Genomic DNA, 21,298 nt, shown 5'->3' on the forward strand with positions numbered 1-21,298 from the left:
CAGCGAGGGGCATCGGCACATTCGAGTACCGGTAGATCGAAATCTGATGCGGTGCATCAATTTTACCAAGGTGAGCCAGGAGCCGTGATACGTCACAACCAGTCACCGCCCACAGCAACGCTCGCGATATACGGATCCGACTTGTGGTGATCCGAGCGCACCATCCAGAAGCGCAGGTTCAGAAAAACAACGACAACCGTCACCTTAGGAGCTGACAGTGCACAAGAAGGCCGAACAGGCACTCCATCAGGATTTCCACCGCTGGACCGCGCTGGTCGACCGGGCCGCACACGCGGAAAACGAAGTCGAGCGCGAGAACCCCGCCTTGGCTGCGGCAGAGCTGCAAGAGAAGTGGATCCGCACGGCCCCCGAAGGCTGGCGAACACTGCACAGCCAATGGTGCGACAGAATCGACCCGACGCGACCAGCCGATGCTGGAATACGCTCCACCTCGGGTCAGATCGCCGACTCGAACTGCGCATGCGCATTGTCGAGGCCGCTCCGAACTCGAGCAATCTCGCACCGATGACCCCTCAGGCAGGCTCGTCAGCGAGTCGCCGTGCCACGCACGTCACGCGACAGTTCGCCGTACATGGCACGGCCGAAGCGCGATAGCGTCGCCGGATCCTGAGCGTGTCGATCCAGCTCGCCTGGACGTCACCGATTCGCATGGTTGTTCGCAGCTACGTGGACATGGACACAGTCGCTCGTAACCGACGACTGATCGGCTCGGTCTCGATAGCGCTACACAACCGGTTCCGATCCTCTTCGCGCATTTACTGGCGGGAGAACAATGGACGAGAACATCAACACAACAACGAACAGATTCTGCTCACGATGCAGAAGAGCGCTGCTATCGGCAGCGGATCAGCGTCGACGCCTGCACACATACTGTCTCGAGTTCGCGGCACATCCTCTTGCTCGAATGACCCCAGCCGACTGGAGGGCGGTGGCCGGTTGGCTCGATCCGTACCGATCCCAGCTAATGGGAAATATGGGGTCGGAGTAGTCCAGCCGATAGCCGATAGCCGATAGCCGATAGCCGATAGCCGATAGCCGATAGCCGATAGCCGATAGCCGACGATAGCGTTCTGGACCGTGTATCCGACGGCTCCTGACCCTCGGTAGGGATATGCGCGGATCGAGGTGGTGCGCGCGGCGGGTTCGGCAGTGCGGATCGAGGCTGCTACCGGTGAGGATCCGGTGGCGTGTTCCGGCTGCGGGGTGCTCCGGGCGGGTTCACAGCCGTTACCGGCGGCGGTTGTCGGACATCGCGATAACCAGTCGCGAGGTGATCATCGGGTTGCGGGTGCGCAGATCGGAGTGAGCGTGAGTAATGCATAGAGCGTGCGCCACACTCGTGACTAGGTTGTCGAACATGGATAACGACGGACCCAGCCGTACAGCGCTCATCACCGCGTACGCCCGCGCCTATCACCAGATCGCTGACCGACCACAAATCTTCACCGACCCCCTGGCGGCACGTCTACTCGGCGTCACCGCAGAGGACCTGGCCGAAAAGGGGACACCCACAACCGATCACCACCGTGACGGGGTCAGCGATCGGCCCCGCCGACTGTTCTTCGCCGCCCGCGCGCGCTTCGCCGAGGAGGCCGTGGCCGCGGCCATCGCCGCCGGTGTGCGGCAGGTCGTGATCCTCGGCGCCGGTCTGGACACCTTCGCCTACCGCAATCCGCGCCCGGACTTGCGTGTCTTCGAGGTCGACCACCCCGCCACCCAAGCGTGGAAACGCGAACGCCTCACTACCGCCGGAATCGACCGCCCCGAGACGTTGACCTTCGTGCCGGTCGATTTCGAAACCCAGACGCTGGCAGCGGCGTTGGAATCCACCGGATTCGAACGGACGGACCCGGCCGTCTTCGTGTGGCTCGGCGTCGTCTTCTATCTGACTCCCGACGCCGCCCACGCCACTCTCGAATACATCGCCGGTCAGGCCCAGCCGGTCGAGGTGGTCTTCGACTACCTGCAGCCCGCGGACACCGATGACGACCGTGCGCACCAGCAGGCCCGCGCCGATCGGCTGGCCGGCCTCGGTGAACCCGTGTTCAGCTACTTCACGCCCGACGACCTCGCCGCACAGCTGCGCGCCCTCGGCTTCACCGACCTCGAAGACCACTCCGCCCCCGACCTCATCGCCGGCTACCTCGAAGGATCCGAAAATTTCGAGGGCGAACCGCCCCCCGCACTGCGCGCGATCCGCATACTGCGCGCGAGCCGCTGAGTTCGTCTGCCGCGGTTGCGGCCGCCGGACCAGCGCCTACCACACTGTCGCTCATGCCTCTAAAATAGAGGCATGAGCGACAGTGTGGTTCTCTCCTTCTGGCAAGCCGACCGCTCGCAGGACCTCGCACAGCATCTTGCGGACGACGCGATCTTCACCAGCCCGGTCGCCGACTATCACGGGCGCGAGGACGCCACACACGTGCTGGGACTGATCTCGACAGTGCTCGGTGGTATCACCGAGACGAACCAGTGGAGAGCCGAACGGGACGGGGTTTTCGCGTTCACCGCACAGGTCGAGGATCACCACTTGCAGGGCATGCTGCGCGAGGAACGCGACGCCTCCGATCGGATCACACACGTCACGTTGTTCCTGCGTCCGTTGGGAACCCTGCGCATCGCGATCGCGGAAATGGCACGGCGGCTGCAGGATTCACCTCTGCCCAGCCAGGCCGGATAGCCATGCCCACCGACGCGCCACGACCCGGACATCCCGTCCGCGGCTCCTCGACCGGCCGCCCGATCATGGCCCTGTTCGACCTGATCGGGCGGCGGTGGACCCTGCGAGTGATCTGGGAACTCGACAGAGCCGCACACCCACCGACCTTCCGCGAACTGCGTACGGCATGCGGCGAAATCTCCTCGAGCGTGCTGACCCGTCGGCTCCATGAACTCACGGCGGCCGGCATCGTCGACCACGTGAACGGCTACTCGCTGACACCGATCGGACAACGACTCATCCACAGCTTGCAACCGATCACCGCATGGGCCCAAGACTGGGACCGCCAACTTCACTAGCCGCCATGGTCAAACCATCCCGCGAGTACTATGTGTGCGAGCGAATCCGGCGAGTCCGGCGGCGAACGAGTCGAACATCGGCTCGAAAAGGCGTCGCATCACCAATGATTCGACCGGGCGCAGCGCCGGCGCCGGGTCGAGGTGTACCTGCCAGACCATGCGGCAGCGGCCGGGGCCGAGCGGCTCGAAGGTGATGTCTTCGATCATTCGGCGCGCCAGCGGGATCGACATGGCATCGGCGGAGAACGTGAAACGGGCGGCGGGCTCCCAGGCCAGGAATCGTTCGCGCACCGTGATCCAGCGCAAGTGAATGTCGCGGATCGTTCCCACGTCATGCGCAGCATTTCCGTACCAGGTGGTGGCCCGGTACCCGTCGGCCCACTCCCCTTGGCCTTCCCCGGTGGCGAGAATGTCGAAGGTTCGCTGCGCCGATGCGTCCACGATACGTTCGCTGAGTAGGTGGCGGCGCATCGAAGAGATATCGCGCAGGCTGCTGGGACGCAGGGCGTACATGGTCATTTCGCGGCGACCAATCCACGGGTCAGGCGAATCGTGGTGCGGCGCGGCAGGTACCGCGGCAGACGCGTGGACACCGCGTTCGTCAGCCCGGATACCACGCTCGGCCGGGGCGTGCGACGGTCCAGTTCGCGCAGAGCGGTCGCCACCACCTGCTCCGATGTCTGCCGTCGTCCGACACTGGCGGCTTCGCCCGCCACCTCGAAGAACTCGGTATCGGTGGCGCCCGGGCACACGGCGAGCGCGGTGACGCCACTACCTTCCAGCTCGCCCCACAACGCCTCGGTGAACGAGAGCACGAACGCCTTCGTCGCGCCGTAGACGGCCATGAACGGGATCGGTTGGAACGCCGCGGTGGAGGCGATGTTGATCACCGCTCCGCGGCCGCGCCGGATCATGTCCGGCAGTGCCGCCCGGGTCAGTTCCGCGACGGCGGTGATGTTGACCGCGATCTCCTCGCGCACGCGCGCGCGGTCGTGGTCGGCGAGCGGGCCGTGGGTCGCGAAACCGGCGTTGTTGACCAGTACGTCGATCGGGTGCTCGTCCGCGCTCAGCAGGGCGGCGAGGCGCTCGACATCCGCGGGGATCGAAAGGTCCGCGGTGACGACCCGAGCCCGGATACCGAAGGTGTGTTCGAGGTCTGTCGCCAGCTCGCGCAGCCGATGCTCGCGCCTGGCGACCAGGATCAGGTCACACCGTCTTTCCGCCAAGGCCGTGGCGAATGCCGCGCCGATTCCGCTACTCGCACCGGTCACGACCGCCGTCGCGCCATCCCAGTTCTTCATGTCGCCTCCTGAAGGTGAACAGGTGTTCAGCTAGCTATACTTAACATCTGTTCAGTGATCCATGTCAAGGGAGCCTCGATGACCGATACACGCCAACGACGAGCGCGCGGAGAGGGCGAGCAGCTGCGCGCGGAGTTGGTTGCCGCCGCGATCGAGCTGCTGCTGGAACCGCAGTCGTTGCCGACGCCGTCACTGCGGGCCATCGCCCGGGCCTGCGGTGTCGCGCCCAGCGCGGTCTACATGCACTTCCCGTCTCAAGATGCGCTGAACTATGCCGTGACCGAGGAATTGTTCGGCCGGCTGCGGCATGCGCTCGACGCCGCGGACATGCCCGACGGCACCCGCGTCGACCGGCTTCGTTCGCTGATCGATGCCTATCTGACGTGGGCCGAGAATCATCCCGGCGCCTACCAGTTGCTGTTCGAACGACCCGATCCCTCGATCGAGCCCGGTACCGGGCCGGGACTGGATCTGCTGGATCGTCTGGCCGATCTGTTACCGGCCGCCGAGAAGTCCCCGGACCTCGCGCTGCGCGCGTGGTGCGCCCTGCACGGCGTGGTCTCGCTACGGATCCACAAACCAACGGCCCCTTGGACTTCGGAACCACGTGCCGACGCATGGGCAGTCGTCGCGGCCCTCGCCGGGCTACCGTGACCACCCGTGGCATCCACCCTGCGGCGCCCTGACTAGGCGGACGTTCGCGTGGGGACGATTTTCGCGACACCATCACCGTCGATATGAGGAATTTCGAGCAGTCGACGGCGGCGGATACACCGACGCGCGACGGCTACGGCGATTTTGTCAGGCCGCGGACGTGTGGCCATGCCTTGGCGAGTGCGAGGAGCTGGCGCAGCTCCGCGGTGAGATCCCTTGCCCCCGGTTGGATTTGGTGCCGCGGCGTGAGCCGGCTCGCGCGCGGGGCGTGCCCGGCAGCTTTCGTGGCGATGGCCTCGGCGACGCGACGGGCATAGATGTGCGGGTCGCCGCCGGTGGCGGCCAGATCGTCGGGGCAGTCGCTGTAGCGCTTGAGATGCAGCAGACTGTCGCGGATCTCGACCGTCATGCGGTGCAGACGGATGGCCGGGTCTGTTCGGCCGTCGAGGTCGCGCCGCGTCTCCATGACGATTTCCGGTACGGCTGCGGTGAGATCGGCCCACATCGGCTGCAAGCGGCGGCGATATCGGCTGGTGCGGTCCCATCCGACGTGGGAGACCAAGGCGCTGATCAGCGGCACCGTGACCACAGCGGGAGCGCCGACCGCCGAGAGAAGGAACCCGCACCATGCTTTCCAGCGCATTTCGGGATCGAATGGCGGTTGGCCGGTCAGGACACTGACAAGCGAATCGATCGGGTATGCGACCGCGACAATCCCCATGCCCACCGCGGTGCACAGGACCACCGTGTACAGTGCGCGTTCCTGCCAGGGGCTATCGCCCGCGGCGCGCATCTCGCGCACGCTTGCCCGGCTGACGAGCACAGCCGTCGCACCGAGCGGCAGGGAAAACGCGATCCAGATCACGACGGCAGGCCAGCCGAGGGCTTGGTCGATCAACTGGTCGGCGCGGCGGGCGGGCGTCCCTGCGATCAGGATGACAACGGTGGCGGTGAGGGTGAGCAGGTAGTAGCGCCGCTGCCTGTGCCACGTGTGGGCGGGGTCTGCGCCTGCCCACAGCTTGGCGATGCCGTAGATATTCGAGACGGCCAGCACGGTTGCTCCCAGCGAGAGCTGCCGGGCGATGTTCACCACGTCGCTGTTGTCGCCGGGCAGCAGCCGGGTCAGTGACTGTTCGAACCACGACTCCCGCAACAGGTGTTCGAGGAGAGCCGCGGCGAGCGCGCGGTTGACGAGCCGGTCGACGACGCTGTCCGGCAACAGCCACCACCGACCGATGAGCGCCAACGCGATACCTGTCAGGACGGGCCAGGTGATCGAACCCGGGATCGGGGAAGTCATCTCACCGATGCCGGTTTCGGAAGAACGTCGAGCGGAACCGGCTCGCCGACCGCTTCGGCAGCATCGCTTCGACGAGCAACAGGTCCGCGAAGGTTTCGGCGGCGCGCTCGCGCTCACTTCCGTAGTCCTGGCGGCGCAGTACGCTGCGGATGGTTTCCAGCGACAGCGAGGGCATCAATTCGCGCAACGGCAGATCGGCCGCGGCACCATCGGTACCGCTCGCAGTTCCTCCGTGGCCGAGCAACATATGACCGATCTCGTGGGCGATGATGTGATCGGCATGCCATTCGGTGTCGGCTCCGTACATGATCACGTCGTCGCCTGCACGGGCGATCCACAGGCCGCTTCCGGTGCCGCATCCGTTCTCCGAGAGTGCGCCGACATCGATCGGGCACAACGTGATCGGCCGTTCCCGGTACTCTGCCACCCGCGCGATGTACTCCGTTACGTCCCATGGGTGGGGGATCGGTACCAGGCGACCCAGCTCCTCGAATCGCGCGGCGAGATCCTCCATTACGCCTTCCCCTTGTCGATCACGTCACCTATGCCGATACCGCGATGAGCGTAGCCGCCGACCGAGCATCGTCGCGGACGCGGCTTGTCGCGCAGGCTTTCTCGCACCGACTTCGACGGATCGGCCGCGACATCATTCGTCCGGTTGACCGACCGAGAAATGCGTAGTCGATCGTGAAAGCTCGCTCATGTTGCCGAGGAGTTGCGTGAGGCCGCTATCCACGCCGCGACCTGTGTTCGCGAGGTGAAGCCCAGTTTGGTCAGCACGTGTTCGACATGGCCTTGTGCGGTGCGGGGCGAGATCACCAAGCGAGCGGCGATCTCCCTGTTGGTCAGGCCTTCGGCGACCAGTTCGGCGACTTGACGCTCGCGTTTGGTCAATTTGCTGCCCAGGGGATTTCGCGCCGAGGGTGAGGCCGGTTCACCCAGGGCGTAGGCGATCGCGGCGTCGAGATCGAGCGCGGCGCCCTCCCGGTGGGCCGCGGCGTAGGCGTGCTCGCTGATGGCTTCTCGAGTTCGGCGCTCGCACTCTTCCTGATAAGCGAGCAGCTCTGGGAATTGGGTCGGCGCGGTACCCACGGACCGGCCGATCTGTTCGGCGGCCGCGAACAAGACGACCACACGCTCGGCAGCTTCGTGGTCGGCTGCGATCCACGCCAGTGCTTGCAGGCACATGCTGAGGTTCGTGCGGTCGTCCACCTTCCTGCTCACCCGCAGTGCTCGCACGATGAGTCGAGTCGCCCGCACGGAATCTCCTCGACGCCACAACGAAATAGCCAGCGCCCACATCGCGTAGGCCTGATATACCGTCCCGCCGTGTTCTTCGATGAGCGCGAGAGAGCGTTCGAAATATTCGATGGCCCGCGCGCTGTCGTCACTAAGTCCGTGTGTGAGACCGAGAAAGGTCAGCGCGTCGACTCGGAAGAGGAGAGGGCCGCCTCGCTCGGTATACACCTGGAGGGCTTTCTCGAGATACAGGCGGGCGTCGGAGAGGTTTCCATTGAACAGTGCGAGGAGTCCATCGGCGAAGTCGATGTGTGCGCGGATCAGCGGGTCGGTCGTCCGCTCGGCGAACGCGTGCCCTTCGCGTACCAGATCGGCCACCCCTGAGACGTCGCCCTGTACTGCGGCTATGAGGGAGGTCGCGAATATCGCCGCGGCCTGGTCGACGGTGACTGTGCCGGTGCGGCGGGCCAGCAGACGCTCCAGCCAGCGACGCTCCTCGGCGAGGGAGCCGTGGGAGAACCGGAAGGGCAACAGAGCGTTGGCGATCCGGATTCCGGCTTCGGGGCTGTCGGACACGCAGAATTCCAGCGCTTGCCGCATGTTCGGCTGCTCCCGGCGCAACCGTCCGACCCACTCGAAGTCCCGAGGACTGATCAAGTCGGCATTCGCATCGATCGCCAGCTGTTCGTACCAGTCACGGTGGCGACGGCAGAGTTCGAGGTATTCGCCGGTCCGCTCCCCTTTTTCGCGGCCGTAGTCACGCACCGTGTCCAGCATCCGAAACCGCACCACCCCCGCCGACTCTTCGCGAATGAGGATCGACTTGTCGACGAGGAACGCGACCGTATCCAGAATGTTCTCCGCTGCCAGATCCTCTCCGCAGACGTATTGCGCGGCCTCGAGGTCGAAGCTGCCCGCGAAGACCGACAACTGAGCCCACACTCGTTGTTGCACCGGTGTACACAGGTCGTAGCTCCAGTCGATGCACATGCGCAATGTCTGTTGCCGCGGCGGTGCGCTCCTGCTGCCGCGAGTGAGCAAGGCGAACCGGTCGGTCAAGCGTCGCAATATCTGCTCCGGCGACATCACCCGCAACCAGGCCGTCGCCAGCTCGATCGGCAACGGCAAGCCGTCCAGCTGCCGGCAGATCCGGGCGATGGGGCGTTGGTTGTCCTCGGTGAGTTCGAACCCCGGCACGGCAGTGGCGGCCCGGTCGCTGAACAACCTCATCGCGTCATTGCGGGCCGGGTTCCTGGGTAGCCGATCCGGATCGGGGACGGCCAGCGGGTGGATCGGCAGAACCGCTTCCCCTGCGAGGCCGATCGGCTCGCGGCTCGTCGCGAGAATGCGCACTCGCTGACACGCGCGAAGCAGCGACTCCGCGAGTTCCGCCACCGCGGCCACCAGTTGCTCGCAATTGTCCAGCACGAGCAGCAGTTCGCGATCGGCGAGGAACTCGGCGAGTACGTCGCGTAACGGCCGCATCGATCGGTCCTGCAAGTTCAGCGCGCCCGCGATGACGCTCGCCAACAGCGATTCGTCAAGCAGCTCACCCAGCTCGACGAACACCACACCGTCGGCGAAGTCGCGTTGCGCAGTGGTGGCGACTTGCACCGCGAGCCGCGTCTTGCCCACTCCGCCGATCCCGGTGAGGGTCACCAACCGCGAGGTCGACAACGAGTTCGTCGCTTGCGTCAGCTCGGTTCGTCGATCGATGAAGCTGGTCAGTTCCAGCGGAAGCTTCCCCGAACCCGACGAAGCCTCCGTCGCTCGATGCTGCCGCGACCCCGTCGAAGGCAACTGCCGGCCTGGTGACTCGGCCTCGGGCTCCCCCGCGAGCGGAGTGTGCAACGCCATTTCATCGACAGGGAAACCATGACGGGTCTGCGCTTCTCGGAGTTGCTCACCCAGTTCCGCGGCGGAAGGTCGGCTGTTCGGGTCACCGGCCATGGCACGTTCGATGATGGCTCCCACGGCCTCGGGAATGCCGTGCTCGCGCAGGTCCGGTACCGGCTCGGAGGTGATTCTGAGGAACTGGGCCACCAACTGCTCGCCGTCGCGGCGTTCGAAGGCCGCATGGCCGGTGATCGCGGTGAACAAGGTGGCGCCGAGGCCGTAGACGTCCGCGGCCGGGCCGGCCGCCTCGCCGCCGATCACTTCCGGAGCAGTGAAGGCGGGCGTCCCGGTCACGATGCCCGCGCCGGTGACGAACCCGCCTCCGATATGAGCGATGCCGAAATCCACCAGCGTGGGCTCGTCGTAGTCGGTGTAGAGGATATTTCCGGGCTTGACGTCACGATGGAGCACCCCGGCGCGATGCGCCGTCTCGAGAGCCCCGGCCATCTTCACCCCCAGCCGCAGCACTTCCTCGAGTCCCAGCGGCCCGCTGCCGCGGATCCGGGCGTCCAGAGAGCCGTGCGGGTAATACGGCATGACGATGTAGGGGCGACCGTCGTCGGTGACGTCGGCGTGCAGGACATGCACGATATTGGGATGGCCGGTCAACCTGCCCGCGGCCCGCTGCTCGCGTAAGAACCGGGCCCGGTTGTCCTCGTCCAGATCGGCGGTGAGGACCTTGACCGCGACCACTCGGTCGAGCGAAGCCTGCCTGCAGCAATACACAGCGCCGAAACCACCCCGGCCGATCTCGGCGGCGTCCTCCAGCCCAGCCGCCGCCAGTTCCGCCGCGACCGAACCGGACGCGTCGCGTTGCGTCGCGAAGGGATCGGCATCGGTCATCGACTACACCGATTCACCCCATCCGAGCCCATTGGCAAACCCACCACTGCACACCTCCCGGTGACGTATCCCCAGGATATCGCCGGGACTTATCCAGCGGGTCGCGCAGTCGGACTGTCAGGGCAAACGGGTGCTGACCGCGAAGACCGGGAACCTGCCTTCCGGGGGATGGGGTTGGAATTGAACGCGCACCGACGGGCCCGCGGACGAGGGGATCTCGCCTTCGAGCGATGTGTAGACCCACGGGCCTTCGTCGAGCTCCACGATGGCGATCGTCAGCGGCACCAACCCGCCCTGCCTGTCGGTCGGGGCCCGATCCACTACCCGCCATGACACGACGGAACCCGCACCCGACGACGGCACACTTTCGAGGTCGTCGGATCCGCAGGACGAGCACCCGGACGTTATCGGCGCGAGCAACTTCTCGCACCGCATGCAGCGGTAGATCATCAACATGTCGTCCGCGCGCAGCGCACTGCCACCTCCGACGACGTTCGAAGTGTGCTCGACCTGGTTCGTGTGCATACGGGCCTCCCCGAGGCGGTGCTGGCAAGTTCCGCTCCAGACTGCCCCGCTGAGCCACGTCGAGCGACGGTGAAATTACCCGGGGGTATACCTATTTTTCGCACGATCGAGGTGCCGGACCGCACACCTCCTTGATTATATCCACGGCGTGGGTATAAGTTCGTCCTCACTTAACCCACACTGTGGATATCGGAGGCATGCGCTTTCCGTATCCGCGGTTTCCCTCCCCCAGCGAACTCACCGGCACATGGACCAACCCGGGCACCAGGCCCATGCGCAGTCACGGCCACAGCACTGATGGACCCGGCTTCGAAGGAGTACTCCCATGTCGTCCCGATTCCACCTGCCGCCCGAAGACGTGCTGCGAGCCCGCGAGAAACTGGTTCTCGACCACTTCCGCGACGAAGTCCGCCAGGACTGGGACGCCACCCTGTCGACATTCCCCCACCCGCACTACGAGATCATCGCGCAGATGCTCGTCCACGACGGCGACGGCGAAGTGCGCGGCTACTATCACGACACCCGCGTCGCCTTCCCCGATCAGGACCACGAACTCATCGCGCTCCGGCACAGCCATGACGCCGTCATCGTCGAATTCTGGCTGCTCGGAACACATCTCGGATCACTCGGCAAGATTCCCCCGACCGGCTCCCGGCACCGCACGAGGATGACGGCCTACTTCGTCTTCGACGAGCACGAGAACCTGGTGACCGAACGGATCTACTTCGACCAGCTCACCATTCTCCGACAACTGGTGGGCGGACTGAACAAACGCGATCCTCGTGACCTGTGGAAGCTCGGCCGAGCCGCCGCCGGAGCCCTCGCCATGGCCGGCTCCGATCCGGACCCGCGCCTGCTGGCCACCACCCCACCCGACCTCGGCGATTGACCGCCGATACGCAGGACCCGTTACGGGCGTTCGGCCGTTCCTCCGCCGTTGTCGCGGGTTTCGATGGCCTTCACGGTCTTGTCCAGGGCCTGGCGCAGGACGCGTTTGCCGACGGTCCCGACCACGACTTCGAGGACTCGCCCTTTCAGGTTCTTGCCCTCGCGCACGATGACGACATCCACATCGGTCTTCCCGTCCGACCGGCGGTTGAAGGTGTAGGTGTGGCCCGAGTGGCCGCCCCATACGTTCGAGTCGGTGGTCGTCATGACGACCCGCTCGGGATTCGACCAGTCGTAGTGCAGGCGTTCCCAGATGCCGTGCGAGCCTTCCGTGACGTCGGCCTCACGGCGGCCCTGGTTGTGCACTTCGAGGTATTCGTCGGCGCTGTTGCCGAACACCTGTGAGCGGCCCGGCCCGAAATCGGTGAGCGCCGCTACGAACTGCTCCGGTGTCGAGTTCGTCGTCTCCTTGAAGTGGATGGTGGACATTGCCTTCTCCTTTGCTTTGGGGTGATGGGTTTCAAGCCAGGAGGTGAAAACGATCTGCGCTACGCCGGGCCTCGGCGCAATGCCGCGCCCCCGTACCACTGGCACACCAGCAACGCCATCTCGACCTCGAGCCGGTCGTCGTCTATCGGTCGACCTCGCCGCGCGATCGCTCGCGTTATCCGGTACTTCACGGAATTGAAGTGCAGGTTCATTTCCGCGGCCGCGGCCTTGTAGCTCGATCCGGTGCGCAGGAAGACCCGCAACGTCTCGCGGAGCCGCTCGTCGTTGTCGTTGTCGGAGGCCAGGTCGCCGAGTACCTCGCTCACCCAGTCCCGCGCTTCCGCCATGTCACCACCCAGCAGCGCCGCGGCGGACAGTCCCGGATCGGTCGCGGAGAAGACCGTCGGATCGTCCGTGCCGCGGGCGAGCGCGACCGCGCGCGCGGCCTGAGCGTGCCGATGGGACCGCTGGAAGCCCTCGACGCCGGCGCCGAGCGTGCCGATCGCGAAACAGGGAGCGCCGGCCCGGTCGCGTGCGAACCTGCGTACGGCGCCGACCGGGTCGGCGGGAACCGACCGGTAGGGCAGCCAGGCCCATGCGCTGACCCGATCGACGGCGGCGAACAGCGGGCGCGCCGACGCGTTCGCCGCTTCGGCCAGTTCCCGCACGAACCGCTGTATCCGGGGCAGTTCGTCACCGTCGGTGCTCAGCTCCGAATACCACAGCACCAGCGCGAGGTGATGCCAGCGCAGCGGGTAGCGGATCGACTCGGTCGCCGCGTCCACGTCGACGGCGCTCGTCTCGGTCAGCACTTCGCGGACCTGGAGTGTGCGAATGCTGTTCTGATTCTCCAACCACTGTTCCCGCTCGCCCTGGTAGGCGGCGACGACCTGCCGGGTGATCGAGTCGATGTAGTTGAACAGCGTCGTAGTGATGGTCTGCAGGGCGTCGACACGCTGCTGCGGCGTGATGTCGGCGGCCCGCACCTCCGCGAACACCAGTTCGCTCATCCGTCGCTGCCCCACCCAGTAGGCGCGAATCAGAGCATTGAGCGAAACCTCGTGCTGAGCAAGCCGTTTGGCGTATTCGATCGCCGCCGTCGGCGCCTGGACGCGCGCGACCGGGATATTGTGGCGCAGCGCCTGCAACAGTGTCTCGACATTCGCGTGCACGCTGGCCCCGAGCAGTTCCCGCGAATGCGTGTCCTCGCGCAGTTCGGCTATTTCTTCCTCGAGTTTGCGCCGGATGGCCGTGCCGATTTCCGTCACCCGCTCGTTCATCCGGGCGGCGATCCCTCCGACGTAGTCGCCGAGCTCGACTTCGCTATCGCGACGAAAAGTCGTCACACGATCATTGTAGGTACCTCGCTTCGACGCCACGGAAATATCGCGGGCGGCCCTCGAGCGAGAAGCGCGGCGAGGAACCTGCCGACGTGCTCTCTTCGCTCGGCTAGGAATTCGATCTGCTGCGAGGCACAATTAGGTCTACCGCGTTCGACAGATCACTTCGCCCATCGAGGGGGAGGAACTGACGACATGCACCGAGACGGCGAGCGCCCGAAAGGGCTTTCTGTTTCCGCGCTGGCGGCGGTGGCCAACCCGTCGTACTCGCGAATCGACACCTGGAATCTGCTCGACGACGCGTGCCGTCGGCTCGCCGATGTCAATCGGGCCGGGCTGGACGCCACCCACGAAGCCGCCCGGGTGCGGCGTCTTCTCGATCGACTCGGCACCTATGAGCGGTACTGGCTGTACCCGGGACCGGCGAGATTGGCGGCGTTCCGCGATTATCTCGCCGATCTCGCGACGGCGCGGCTCACCGACGAAGTGTCGCTGGCCGTGCGCCTGCTCTCCGAGTACGGCGACCGTGCGGCCTTGTTCGACACCTCCGCGCCGCTGGAAGATCAGGAACTCGTGGCGCGGGCCAAAGAGCAGCAGTTCTACACCGTCCTGCTCGGCGACGACGCTCCGCCCGACGCTCCCGCGGGCCTGGCGGAGAGCCTGCGGGCACTGCGCGACCCATCGGACGATGTGCAGTTCGAACTGCTCGTCGTGGCGAGCATCGAGGACGCCATCACCGCCGTCGCGTTGAACGGCGAGATTCAGGCGGCGATCATCCGGCACGACCTCCCCCTCCGTTCCAGCGACCGCGCGCCGTTGATGACCACGTTGCTCGGCGCCAACGAAGACGTGAACGTGACCGACCGCAACCACGACTGGGTCGAATGCGGCGAGTGGATCAGGAAGCTGCGACCGCATATCGACCTGTACCTGCTCACCGACGAGTCGATCGCCGCGGAGACCGAGGACGAGACGGACGTCTACGATCGCACGTTCTACCGCCTCAACGACGTCACCGACCTGTACAGCACGGTGCTCGCGGGCGTCCGCAGCCGGTTCGCCACACCGTTCTTCGATGCCTTGCGTGCCTACGCGGCCGCGCCGGTCGGCCAATTCCACGCGCTACCCGTCGCACGTGGCGCCAGCATCTTCAACTCCAAGTCGCTGCAGGACATGGGCGAGTTCTACGGCCGCAACATCTTCATGGCCGAGACGTCGTCCACCTCCGGCGGGCTGGACTCACTGCTGGACCCACACGGCACGATCAGGGCGGCGATGGACAAAGCCGCCGAGACGTGGTGCGCCGATCAGACGTACTTCGTCACCAATGGCACATCCACCGCGAACAAGATCGTCGTGCAGGCCCTGACCCGGCCGGGCGACATCGTCCTGATCGACCGCAATTGCCACAAGTCGCACCACTACGGCTTGGTGCTCGCCGGAGCGTACCCGCTGTACCTGGATGCCTACCCGCTCGCGCCGTTCGCGATCTACGGAGCCGTGTCCCTGCACACCATCAAGAAGGCACTGCTGGACCTCGAGGCGGCCGGACAACTGGACCGGGTGCGGATGCTGCTGCTGACCAACTGCACTTTCGACGGCATCGTCTACAACCCCCAGCGCGTGATGGAGGAGGTTCTGGCGATCAAGCCGGACATCTGCTTCCTGTGGGACGAGGCGTGGTACGCGTTCGCGACCGCCGTGCCGTGGGCGCGACAGCGCACCGCGATGGTTGCCGCCGAGCAACTCCGATCGATGTTGTCCTCGCCCGGGTACGCCGAGGAGTACCGCGAGTGGCGTGCGTCGATGCGGGGAGTCGACCGTGCCGAGTTGAGCGAGCGCAAGCTGCTTCCCGACCCCGAGCGTGCGCGGGTGCGCGTGTACGCGACGCATTCCACCCACAAATCGCTGTCCGCGCTTCGGCAGGCGTCGATGATCCATGTCCGCGACCAGGATTTCAAAGCTCTCGTCCGCGAGACGTTCGCCGAGGCGTTCCTGACCCACACCTCGACCTCGCCGAACCAGCAACTCCTGGCGTCGTTGGACCTGGCGCGCAGGCAGGTCGACATCGAGGGCTTCCAGCTGGTCCGCAACGTCTACGACATGGCGCTCGTGTTCCGCCACCGCGTCCGTAAGGACCGGCTGATCGGGAAGTGGTTCCGCATCCTCGACGAGGACGACCTGGTGCCCGACGAGTTCCGCCCTTCCGAAGTCATCTCCTACCGGCAGGTCAGACAGGGTCGCTTGGCGGAGTGGAACGAGGCGTGGCGGTCCGATCAGTTCGTGCTCGACCCGACCCGGGTCACCCTGTTCATCGGCAAGACCGGCATGAACGGATACGACTTCCGCGAGAAGATCCTGATGGACCGGTTCGGCATCCAGATCAACAAGACCTCGATCAACAGTGTGCTGTTGATCTTCACGATCGGCGTCACCTGGTCGAGCGTGCACTACCTGCTCGACGTGCTGCGCCGGGTCGCCACCGACTTCGAGAGAAGCCGGAGCGCGGGTGGCAGGGCCGATCGCGCCCTGCAACAGCGCCGGGTCGAGGAGATCACCAAGGATCTGCCCGCACTGCCCGATTTCAGCGAGTTCGACAGCGCTTTTCGTCCCGACGGCGCCAGCTCGTTCGGCGATATGCGTTCGGCCTTCTACGCCGGGTATGCGGAGTCCGACCGCGAACACGTCCTGCTCGGCGATGCCGGGCGACGGCTCGCCAAGGGGAAGCCCCTGGTATCGGCCACCTTCGTGGTGCCCTACCCGCCCGGCTTCCCGATACTGGTTCCGGGGCAGGTGGTCTCGACGGAGATCCTTTATTTCCTCGCCGACCTCGACGTCAAGGAAATTCACGGATACAACCCCGACCTCGGGTTGTCGGTCTTCACCGAAACCGCGCTCGCGCGGCTGGCCGCGGCTCGGCACCCGATTGCCGCGGCATCCGACGGTGTCGGCGCCGGGAAGATCGAGGGTCGGCGATCAGCCGTCGGCGGCAAGGCGGTTCAGCCACTCCCGCAGTAGATCTTGCTCCGCGCTGCTGAGGGTCGTCTGCTCGGGCAGTGCGGCGCGCAAGGCGCGGGCGGCGCCTGCCGGGCCCGCGTCTCGCACCGCCGGTTGTTGGTTGGTGACGGCGGCGACCATCGACTCCCGCAGGGTGGTCAACAAGGCCGGGTTACGCCGCTCCTCGCGCAGCGAGAGCCAGGTGAGCACTGCGCCGCGCGCCGTGGCATGGATGATCTGGGCCGCGAGTTCCTCGTCGACGCGCAGCCAGCCGCCTGCGGCGAGGCGCCGGATTCGGCCCATCAGGATCTCCATGCCGGCCTTGAAGGCAGCCGAGGTGGTACCGACGGGTTCGGTGTACATCAACGTGTACAGCGCGGGGTTGGCCAAACCGAATTCGACCGCGACGTCCCAGCCGGCTCTGAGGTCCGCGATGGGGTCCGGCGGATCGGGGTCGACGTGCTTGGTGGCGAGAAACGCGGCGAAGCCGTGCTCGGCCACCGCGTCGAGCAGCCCGTCCTTGTCGCCGAACAGCCGGTAGATGGCCGGCGGCTGCAAGCCCGCCGCATCAGCGACCGCGCGCGTGGTGACCGCGTCGCGACCCCCACGCGTCAGCAGGTCGATGGCGGCCTCGATGACCCGCTGCCGGGTCTGCTCACGGCCCGTGGCCGTGCCGGACTCGACGGTAGTTGCGTCATCGGTGCCGCGTGCGCGCGATGTCATATATCAACGATACCGCTTCCCTGGTTCCATTGTTAGTATCAGTGATACCGTTCAACTGTTTCCATTGGAACCATCGCCGCAACACAGGAGCGCATCATGATCATCGTGACCGGAGCCACCGGACAGCTGGGACGTCAGATCGTCGAGAGACTGCTGACGCGCGTGCCGGCGGACCGAGTCGGCGTCAGCGTCCGCGACCCGCGAAAAGCGCGGGCGTTCGCCGAGCGAGGGGTACGGGTACGCGAGGGAAGCTTCACCGACGCCGCCGGCCTCGCCAACGCCTTCGAGGGCGCCTCTCAGGTACTCATCGTCTCCGTCGACAAAATGGGCGAAGAGTGCGTCGAACAACACCGCACCGCGATCGAAGCGGCCGTCGCCGCGGGCGCCCGGCGCATCCTCTACACCAGCCAGATGGGAGCCAGTGCCTCGTCGCACTTCCAGGCGTGCCGTGATCACGCCGCCACCGAGGACGCACTACGCGCCTGCGGTGTGCCGTTCACGTCGCTGCGCAATGGCTTCTACGCCACCAGCGCGGCGCACTTCCTCGGCCACGCAGTGGAATCCGGTCAGCTCGAACTCCCCGCGGACGGGCCGTTCAGCTGGACCGCGCACGCCGACCTCGCCGAAGCCGCCGCCACCATCCTGGCCGACGAAGGCCGCTTCGACGGCCCCACGCCGCCGCTCACCGGAGGGCAAGCGCTCACCTTCGACGACATCGCCGGTATCGCCACCGAGATCACGGGCCGCGCCGTGACGAGGACCACGACACCCGACGATAAGTTCCGGGATGAGCTGGTGGGCCAAGGCGTTCCCGCGCAGCGGGCGGATCAGTTGCTGGGCATCTTCGCCGCCAGCCGAGTCGGCGAGTTCGCCACTGTCGACCCGACACTGGCCACCCTGCTCGGTCGCGAACCCGTCACCTTGAGTACGGTGCTGCGCGAGCAGCTCTCCCACGTTTGATGGCGTGTCGGCAGAGCGAGCCCGCAGCGATCGCCAAAAACTGCTGCGGGCCACTGTGTTCACGCGCTGGGTGACCGGCATTCGCTTCGATCCGGAGATCAGCGCGTGGCCTGCAGGATGATCGCCTTGTAGTCGGTCCACTCCGCTCGCCCGGCCAATGCGGCGGAGTCGGCGGTCGCCGCCGATTGCCAGGCTGCTGTATCCCGATACGCCATCCTCGGCGGTCCCGATTCCGCGGCCGCAGACGATGTCGCCGCCCGTGCTGATCGAGAACGCGATGCCGGGGACGACGCGCAAAGGTGTCCGCGTGGGCAATCGGAACCCGACACCTTGGTGGGATCGAACCACGAGCAGGGTGCGCTGCCGCGCACCCTGGGTGTCCTTTCGGCCCGGACCAGCGTCGATGAGTCTGGACAGCGTCATAAATGACGACAGCGGGACCGCCCCGCCACACCGACACGAAGGAGCACCCATATGACCATCGACCAGCGCTCGACCCGCCGCTTCGCCCGCGCCCTGGCGATCGCCGCAGCACCCGCCCTGCTGGGCATGGGGCTGCTGACGGCCGGCGTGGCCCAGGCCGGCCAGGACCCCAACCTACCGACCTGCTCCTGGCCCAACCTCGCATGCGGGCCGCAAACCAACCTGACTCCCGGCGGTCAGACCAACCTCACCCCCGGCAACGCGGCCAGCGCCACCAGCATCCCCGCCGACCGCACTCCTGGCGGCCCCCACCGGCCGCCTCACGTCCGGCCGATCGCGGGGTAGCGCCAGTTGATGATCACGGTGCGTACGTGCGACCCCGCCGCACTCGAGCGGGGTCGCGGCGAAGTCCGGTGACCATGTGGGTCGGGCGCTATCGCGAATCACTCAAAGAAATCACCCCGATGTTGAGATTCTTCTTCAGCAGCCCCGGGTCCATCTTTTCGGAACTGATGCCTCCGATCGTCTCGTACATACGAAAGTAGTCGAGGACGGAGATTCCAGCTACCTCACGTCGATTGTCAGGTACGCGGCCCCCCTGGAGGACAGATGCTTCGAGGTTGCTCGGATCGTTGCCGAGGCTCAGCAGGGCCAGTCGCGCAGTAGATTCACTCGCAAGCAGAGATCCGGCGCCATCGACGAACACCGCTGCTCGGGTTCCGAATTTCAACGGATGCGCGGAGCCGATCGCAATACCGGCACGTAAGTAGTCGAACCCGAAGTTGACAGTGCCGTAAGTGATTTCGGAATCATATCCTCGACGTAGAGATTCGGGAGGCTGCCCGGCAAGGTTGACGCCCACGTTCGAACCCAAAAAGTGGTACACCCGACCGGCCCATGCCGCGGTAGTAATGGCGATCTCCTCGTTCTTCGTCACGACATGAATTCCCTCGTCAGCAATGGCCCTCAAATACACCGACAAGATCAGAGCCGGAGTACTGTCACGCGGCTTCATCTCTACCATATTTCCGATATAAGCGGCCGCCGCGCCCATGATCTGGAGCTTGCTCTGCCGGTAAGACAGAACTCGGCTGGACGCTTCGCGGCCGACAGCGAAAGTCTCCATCAAGAATTCATCGAGAGTTTCTCCGGAGTCGTACCGATCGCGGAATTCGTCCGTCTTTTCGCGGAGCTCGCCGTCCGCAAGCGCTTCCATCTCCGGCGAAGTAGCCAGGACCTGATCGGCCAGGTGACTCAGACGTTCGATCATCTTTGCAGACCTTCGGCGGCGAAATGAATCCAACAGACCGAACTCGGCCGAAGGACGATTCCTGACTTCTACTCGGCGCGCATGCTCTCTCCGTTCGCGGCGTGACGCCGGGGCGGGCCTGTTGTGTACGACGACTGGAGGACGACCGCCGACAGTGCCGACTCGCGTAGGCGCATACGCGACCCGGAGCACTTGTAGTGCGGCGTCGGCCAAGGATCGACAATCCGGATAACGGTCAACGGGTTCTTTTGCCATTGCTTTCGCGATTACGCCGTCCAGCGCCGGCGGGATCGCCGGATTGATTCGACTCGGCTGTGGTGGCGGCTCGTAGATGTGAGCGTGCATGACAGCGGGATCATGGTCTCGCGGAAAAGGAACTTTTCCAGTGATCATTCGGAAGAAGCTGCAACCGAGAGAGTAGACGTCCGCTCTGCTGTCCACCTCTCCCCCGAGGATCCGCTCCGGTGCCATATAGGCCATAGTGCCGTGGACCGTCCCCGTGGCCGTGAGGTTTGTGGGACTGAGCAGATTTCGCGCTATGCCGAAATCTGAAATCCAAAGCCGCTCTACGCCGGAATCGGACTGTACGAGGAAATTAGCGGGCTTGATATCGCGATGTAGAATTCCCGCGCGGTGCGCATAGTCGAGACCGCTGGAAGCCTGTATCAGCAGGCCGACCGCCCGGTCCGGAGTCAATCCCGAGCCGCTGGCGAGTTCCTCACAGTTGACGCCGTCGATGAACCGCATAGCTATCCACGGCTGCCCACCATCGTCGCCATGGCCGAGAATATCGACGATATTGGGATGATGCAGCGTTGCCGCGAGTTCGGCTTCGAGCCGAAATCTCTCGACAGCCACACGAAATTCATCCAGTTCTTTCCGAGTTCGGCCGGGCCTGGCCTCGAGAACCTTCAATGCGACCGGCGACGATCCATCGTCATGCGCCAGGTAAACCGTCCCCTGGGCTCCCGCTCCCAGCGTTCGCTGGATCGTGAATCCGGCCAACCTGTCACCACGCTCGAGCACAATGACCGCTTCCCCTCCGATCCGCTGCACGCAAGCGGCTCTCGGACAGCCCGACCGGACAGCCGGGCTCCTTGAACTTTCCTATCACTGTCGCACCAACTACCGGATCCGGACAGCGTTATGCCCGGTTGCTCCGCCGGACTCGGGACTGACCGACCTTCCTGGGCGGGTGCTCGACAATTTTCGGGCACCGCGCCCAGAAATCTTGTCAGATGTTCAGCGGAGAGGTCGGGGGGAAGGTGACCGGCAATTCGGTCAGGGCGCGGTGGAAGGGGCCCGGTCGCCAGTCGGGGGTTCGGTTCGGCAGGTTCAGTTCGATCTCCGGCAGTGCGTCGAGGAGTTGGTCGATGGCCTCTTGCGCGATCAGGTAGGCCAGCGGACGCGC

Annotated in this window: 19 protein-coding genes and 1 pseudogene; 9 read left to right on the plus strand and 11 right to left on the minus strand. The window is 65.5% G+C overall.

What is annotated here, in order from left to right:
* The first annotated feature begins 217 nt into the window (after positions 1-217).
* From ABZW96_RS20265 to ABZW96_RS20280, 4 genes are all read left to right on the plus strand, one after another.
* Positions 218-529, plus strand: a complete 312-nt coding sequence (locus ABZW96_RS20265) for a hypothetical protein (protein WP_355076670.1) — start codon at positions 218-220, stop codon at positions 527-529.
* A gap of 849 nt (positions 530-1,378) precedes the next feature.
* On the plus strand, positions 1,379-2,242 hold the full coding sequence (locus ABZW96_RS20270; protein ID WP_355076672.1) for a class I SAM-dependent methyltransferase: 864 nt from the start codon (positions 1,379-1,381) through the stop codon (positions 2,240-2,242).
* 72 nt (positions 2,243-2,314) lie between these two features.
* Positions 2,315-2,701: a hypothetical protein gene (locus tag ABZW96_RS20275; RefSeq protein ID WP_355076674.1), complete on the plus strand. Its 387-nt coding sequence runs from the start codon at positions 2,315-2,317 to the stop codon at positions 2,699-2,701.
* A gap of 2 nt (positions 2,702-2,703) precedes the next feature.
* Positions 2,704-3,039 carry a helix-turn-helix domain-containing protein gene (locus ABZW96_RS20280; protein WP_355076676.1) on the plus strand — a complete coding sequence of 112 codons (336 nt, stop codon included), beginning with the start codon at positions 2,704-2,706 and terminating at the stop codon, positions 3,037-3,039.
* A 9-nt stretch (positions 3,040-3,048) separates the two neighbouring features.
* Here ABZW96_RS20280 and ABZW96_RS20285 read toward each other — a convergent pair whose 3' ends face one another.
* Both ABZW96_RS20285 and ABZW96_RS20290 read right to left on the minus strand, forming a co-directional pair.
* Positions 3,049-3,558, minus strand: a complete 510-nt coding sequence (locus ABZW96_RS20285; protein WP_355076677.1) for an SRPBCC family protein — start codon at positions 3,556-3,558, stop codon at positions 3,049-3,051.
* Positions 3,555-4,340, minus strand: a complete 786-nt coding sequence (locus tag ABZW96_RS20290; protein WP_355076679.1) for an SDR family oxidoreductase — start codon at positions 4,338-4,340, stop codon at positions 3,555-3,557. Before ABZW96_RS20290 ends, ABZW96_RS20285 begins: the two co-directional genes overlap by 4 nt.
* A gap of 78 nt (positions 4,341-4,418) precedes the next feature.
* On the opposite strand from ABZW96_RS20290, the gene ABZW96_RS20295 reads away from it, so the two are divergent.
* Entirely contained in the window at positions 4,419-4,994 is a 576-nt protein-coding gene (locus ABZW96_RS20295; RefSeq protein ID WP_355076681.1) for a TetR/AcrR family transcriptional regulator, read from the plus strand.
* A 133-nt stretch (positions 4,995-5,127) separates the two neighbouring features.
* Here ABZW96_RS20295 and ABZW96_RS20300 read toward each other — a convergent pair whose 3' ends face one another.
* The 4 genes from ABZW96_RS20300 to ABZW96_RS20315 all read right to left on the minus strand — a co-directional run bounded on the left by ABZW96_RS20300 (position 5,128) and on the right by ABZW96_RS20315 (position 10,797).
* On the minus strand, positions 5,128-6,294 hold the full coding sequence (locus ABZW96_RS20300; protein ID WP_355076683.1) for an MAB_1171c family putative transporter: 1,167 nt from the start codon (positions 6,292-6,294) through the stop codon (positions 5,128-5,130).
* Position 6,295: 1 nt separating this feature from the next.
* The gene (locus tag ABZW96_RS20305; RefSeq protein WP_355076685.1) at positions 6,296-6,808 is read right to left on the minus strand and encodes a hypothetical protein; all 513 of its coding nucleotides are present in this window, start codon (positions 6,806-6,808) and stop codon (positions 6,296-6,298) included.
* 185 nt (positions 6,809-6,993) lie between these two features.
* Positions 6,994-10,272: a protein kinase gene (locus tag ABZW96_RS20310; RefSeq protein ID WP_355076686.1), complete on the minus strand. Its 3,279-nt coding sequence runs from the start codon at positions 10,270-10,272 to the stop codon at positions 6,994-6,996.
* Positions 10,273-10,389: 117 nt separating this feature from the next.
* The gene (locus ABZW96_RS20315; RefSeq protein ID WP_355076687.1) at positions 10,390-10,797 is read right to left on the minus strand and encodes an OB-fold domain-containing protein; all 408 of its coding nucleotides are present in this window, start codon (positions 10,795-10,797) and stop codon (positions 10,390-10,392) included.
* A gap of 325 nt (positions 10,798-11,122) precedes the next feature.
* Between ABZW96_RS20315 and ABZW96_RS20320 the strand changes: the two genes are divergently transcribed.
* Positions 11,123-11,686, plus strand: coding sequence for an ester cyclase (locus tag ABZW96_RS20320; RefSeq protein WP_355076689.1), 564 nt, complete (start codon positions 11,123-11,125; stop codon positions 11,684-11,686).
* Positions 11,687-11,706: 20 nt separating this feature from the next.
* Here the strand turns inward: ABZW96_RS20320 and ABZW96_RS20325 are convergent, their stop codons facing one another.
* A complete protein-coding gene (locus ABZW96_RS20325; protein ID WP_355076691.1) occupies positions 11,707-12,174 on the minus strand; it encodes a hypothetical protein in 468 nt (155 codons plus the stop codon).
* A 59-nt stretch (positions 12,175-12,233) separates the two neighbouring features.
* Positions 12,234-13,520 (minus strand): helix-turn-helix domain-containing protein, encoded by a 1,287-nt coding sequence (locus ABZW96_RS20330; RefSeq protein WP_355076692.1) that lies wholly within the window; start codon positions 13,518-13,520, stop codon positions 12,234-12,236.
* A gap of 189 nt (positions 13,521-13,709) precedes the next feature.
* Between ABZW96_RS20330 and ABZW96_RS20335 the strand changes: the two genes are divergently transcribed.
* Positions 13,710-16,532, plus strand: a complete 2,823-nt coding sequence (locus tag ABZW96_RS20335) for an aminotransferase class I/II-fold pyridoxal phosphate-dependent enzyme (RefSeq protein WP_355076694.1) — start codon at positions 13,710-13,712, stop codon at positions 16,530-16,532.
* Here ABZW96_RS20335 and ABZW96_RS20340 read toward each other — a convergent pair.
* Entirely contained in the window at positions 16,491-17,234 is a 744-nt protein-coding gene (locus tag ABZW96_RS20340; protein WP_355076696.1) for a TetR/AcrR family transcriptional regulator, read from the minus strand. The two genes, ABZW96_RS20335 and ABZW96_RS20340, sit on opposite strands and share 42 nt — an antisense overlap.
* 96 nt (positions 17,235-17,330) lie before the next feature.
* Between ABZW96_RS20340 and ABZW96_RS20345 the strand changes: the two genes are divergently transcribed.
* Positions 17,331-18,194: an NAD(P)H-binding protein gene (locus ABZW96_RS20345; RefSeq protein WP_355076698.1), complete on the plus strand. Its 864-nt coding sequence runs from the start codon at positions 17,331-17,333 to the stop codon at positions 18,192-18,194.
* A 474-nt stretch (positions 18,195-18,668) separates the two neighbouring features.
* Positions 18,669-18,962, plus strand: coding sequence for a hypothetical protein (locus ABZW96_RS20350; RefSeq protein ID WP_355076699.1), 294 nt, complete (start codon positions 18,669-18,671; stop codon positions 18,960-18,962).
* Between the two features lie 88 nt (positions 18,963-19,050).
* On the opposite strand, the gene ABZW96_RS20355 is transcribed toward ABZW96_RS20350, so the two are convergent.
* Entirely contained in the window at positions 19,051-20,943 is a 1,893-nt protein-coding gene (locus ABZW96_RS20355; RefSeq protein WP_355076701.1) for a protein kinase, read from the minus strand.
* A gap of 178 nt (positions 20,944-21,121) precedes the next feature.
* A pseudogene (locus ABZW96_RS20360) lies at positions 21,122-21,298 on the minus strand (cytochrome P450); the annotation flags it as partial.

Source organism: Nocardia sp. NPDC004168 (assembly GCF_040610355.1).
GTDB classification, from domain to species: domain Bacteria; phylum Actinomycetota; class Actinomycetes; order Mycobacteriales; family Mycobacteriaceae; genus Nocardia; species Nocardia sichangensis.

Bases quoted from the DNA above. Each gene is read 5' to 3' on its own strand.
- ABZW96_RS20305 (WP_355076685.1), bottom strand. From the start codon at position 6,808: ATGGAGGATCTCGCCGCGCGATTCGAGGAGCTGGGTCGCCTGGTACCG.
- ABZW96_RS20290 (WP_355076679.1), bottom strand. From the start codon at position 4,340: ATGAAGAACTGGGATGGCGCGACGGCGGTCGTGACCGGTGCGAGTAGC.
- ABZW96_RS20345 (WP_355076698.1), top strand. From the start codon at position 17,331: ATGATCATCGTGACCGGAGCCACCGGACAGCTGGGACGTCAGATCGTC.
- ABZW96_RS20285 (WP_355076677.1), bottom strand. From the start codon at position 3,558: ATGACCATGTACGCCCTGCGTCCCAGCAGCCTGCGCGATATCTCTTCG.
- ABZW96_RS20340 (WP_355076696.1), bottom strand. From the start codon at position 17,234: ATGACATCGCGCGCACGCGGCACCGATGACGCAACTACCGTCGAGTCC.
- ABZW96_RS20335 (WP_355076694.1), top strand. From the start codon at position 13,710: ATGCACCGAGACGGCGAGCGCCCGAAAGGGCTTTCTGTTTCCGCGCTG.
- ABZW96_RS20350 (WP_355076699.1), top strand. From the start codon at position 18,669: ATGACCATCGACCAGCGCTCGACCCGCCGCTTCGCCCGCGCCCTGGCG.
- ABZW96_RS20270 (WP_355076672.1), top strand. From the start codon at position 1,379: ATGGATAACGACGGACCCAGCCGTACAGCGCTCATCACCGCGTACGCC.
- ABZW96_RS20310 (WP_355076686.1), bottom strand. From the start codon at position 10,272: ATGACCGATGCCGATCCCTTCGCGACGCAACGCGACGCGTCCGGTTCG.
- ABZW96_RS20325 (WP_355076691.1), bottom strand. From the start codon at position 12,174: ATGTCCACCATCCACTTCAAGGAGACGACGAACTCGACACCGGAGCAG.
- ABZW96_RS20295 (WP_355076681.1), top strand. From the start codon at position 4,419: ATGACCGATACACGCCAACGACGAGCGCGCGGAGAGGGCGAGCAGCTG.
- ABZW96_RS20320 (WP_355076689.1), top strand. From the start codon at position 11,123: ATGTCGTCCCGATTCCACCTGCCGCCCGAAGACGTGCTGCGAGCCCGC.
- ABZW96_RS20300 (WP_355076683.1), bottom strand. From the start codon at position 6,294: ATGACTTCCCCGATCCCGGGTTCGATCACCTGGCCCGTCCTGACAGGT.
- ABZW96_RS20275 (WP_355076674.1), top strand. From the start codon at position 2,315: ATGAGCGACAGTGTGGTTCTCTCCTTCTGGCAAGCCGACCGCTCGCAG.
- ABZW96_RS20280 (WP_355076676.1), top strand. From the start codon at position 2,704: ATGCCCACCGACGCGCCACGACCCGGACATCCCGTCCGCGGCTCCTCG.
- ABZW96_RS20315 (WP_355076687.1), bottom strand. From the start codon at position 10,797: ATGCACACGAACCAGGTCGAGCACACTTCGAACGTCGTCGGAGGTGGC.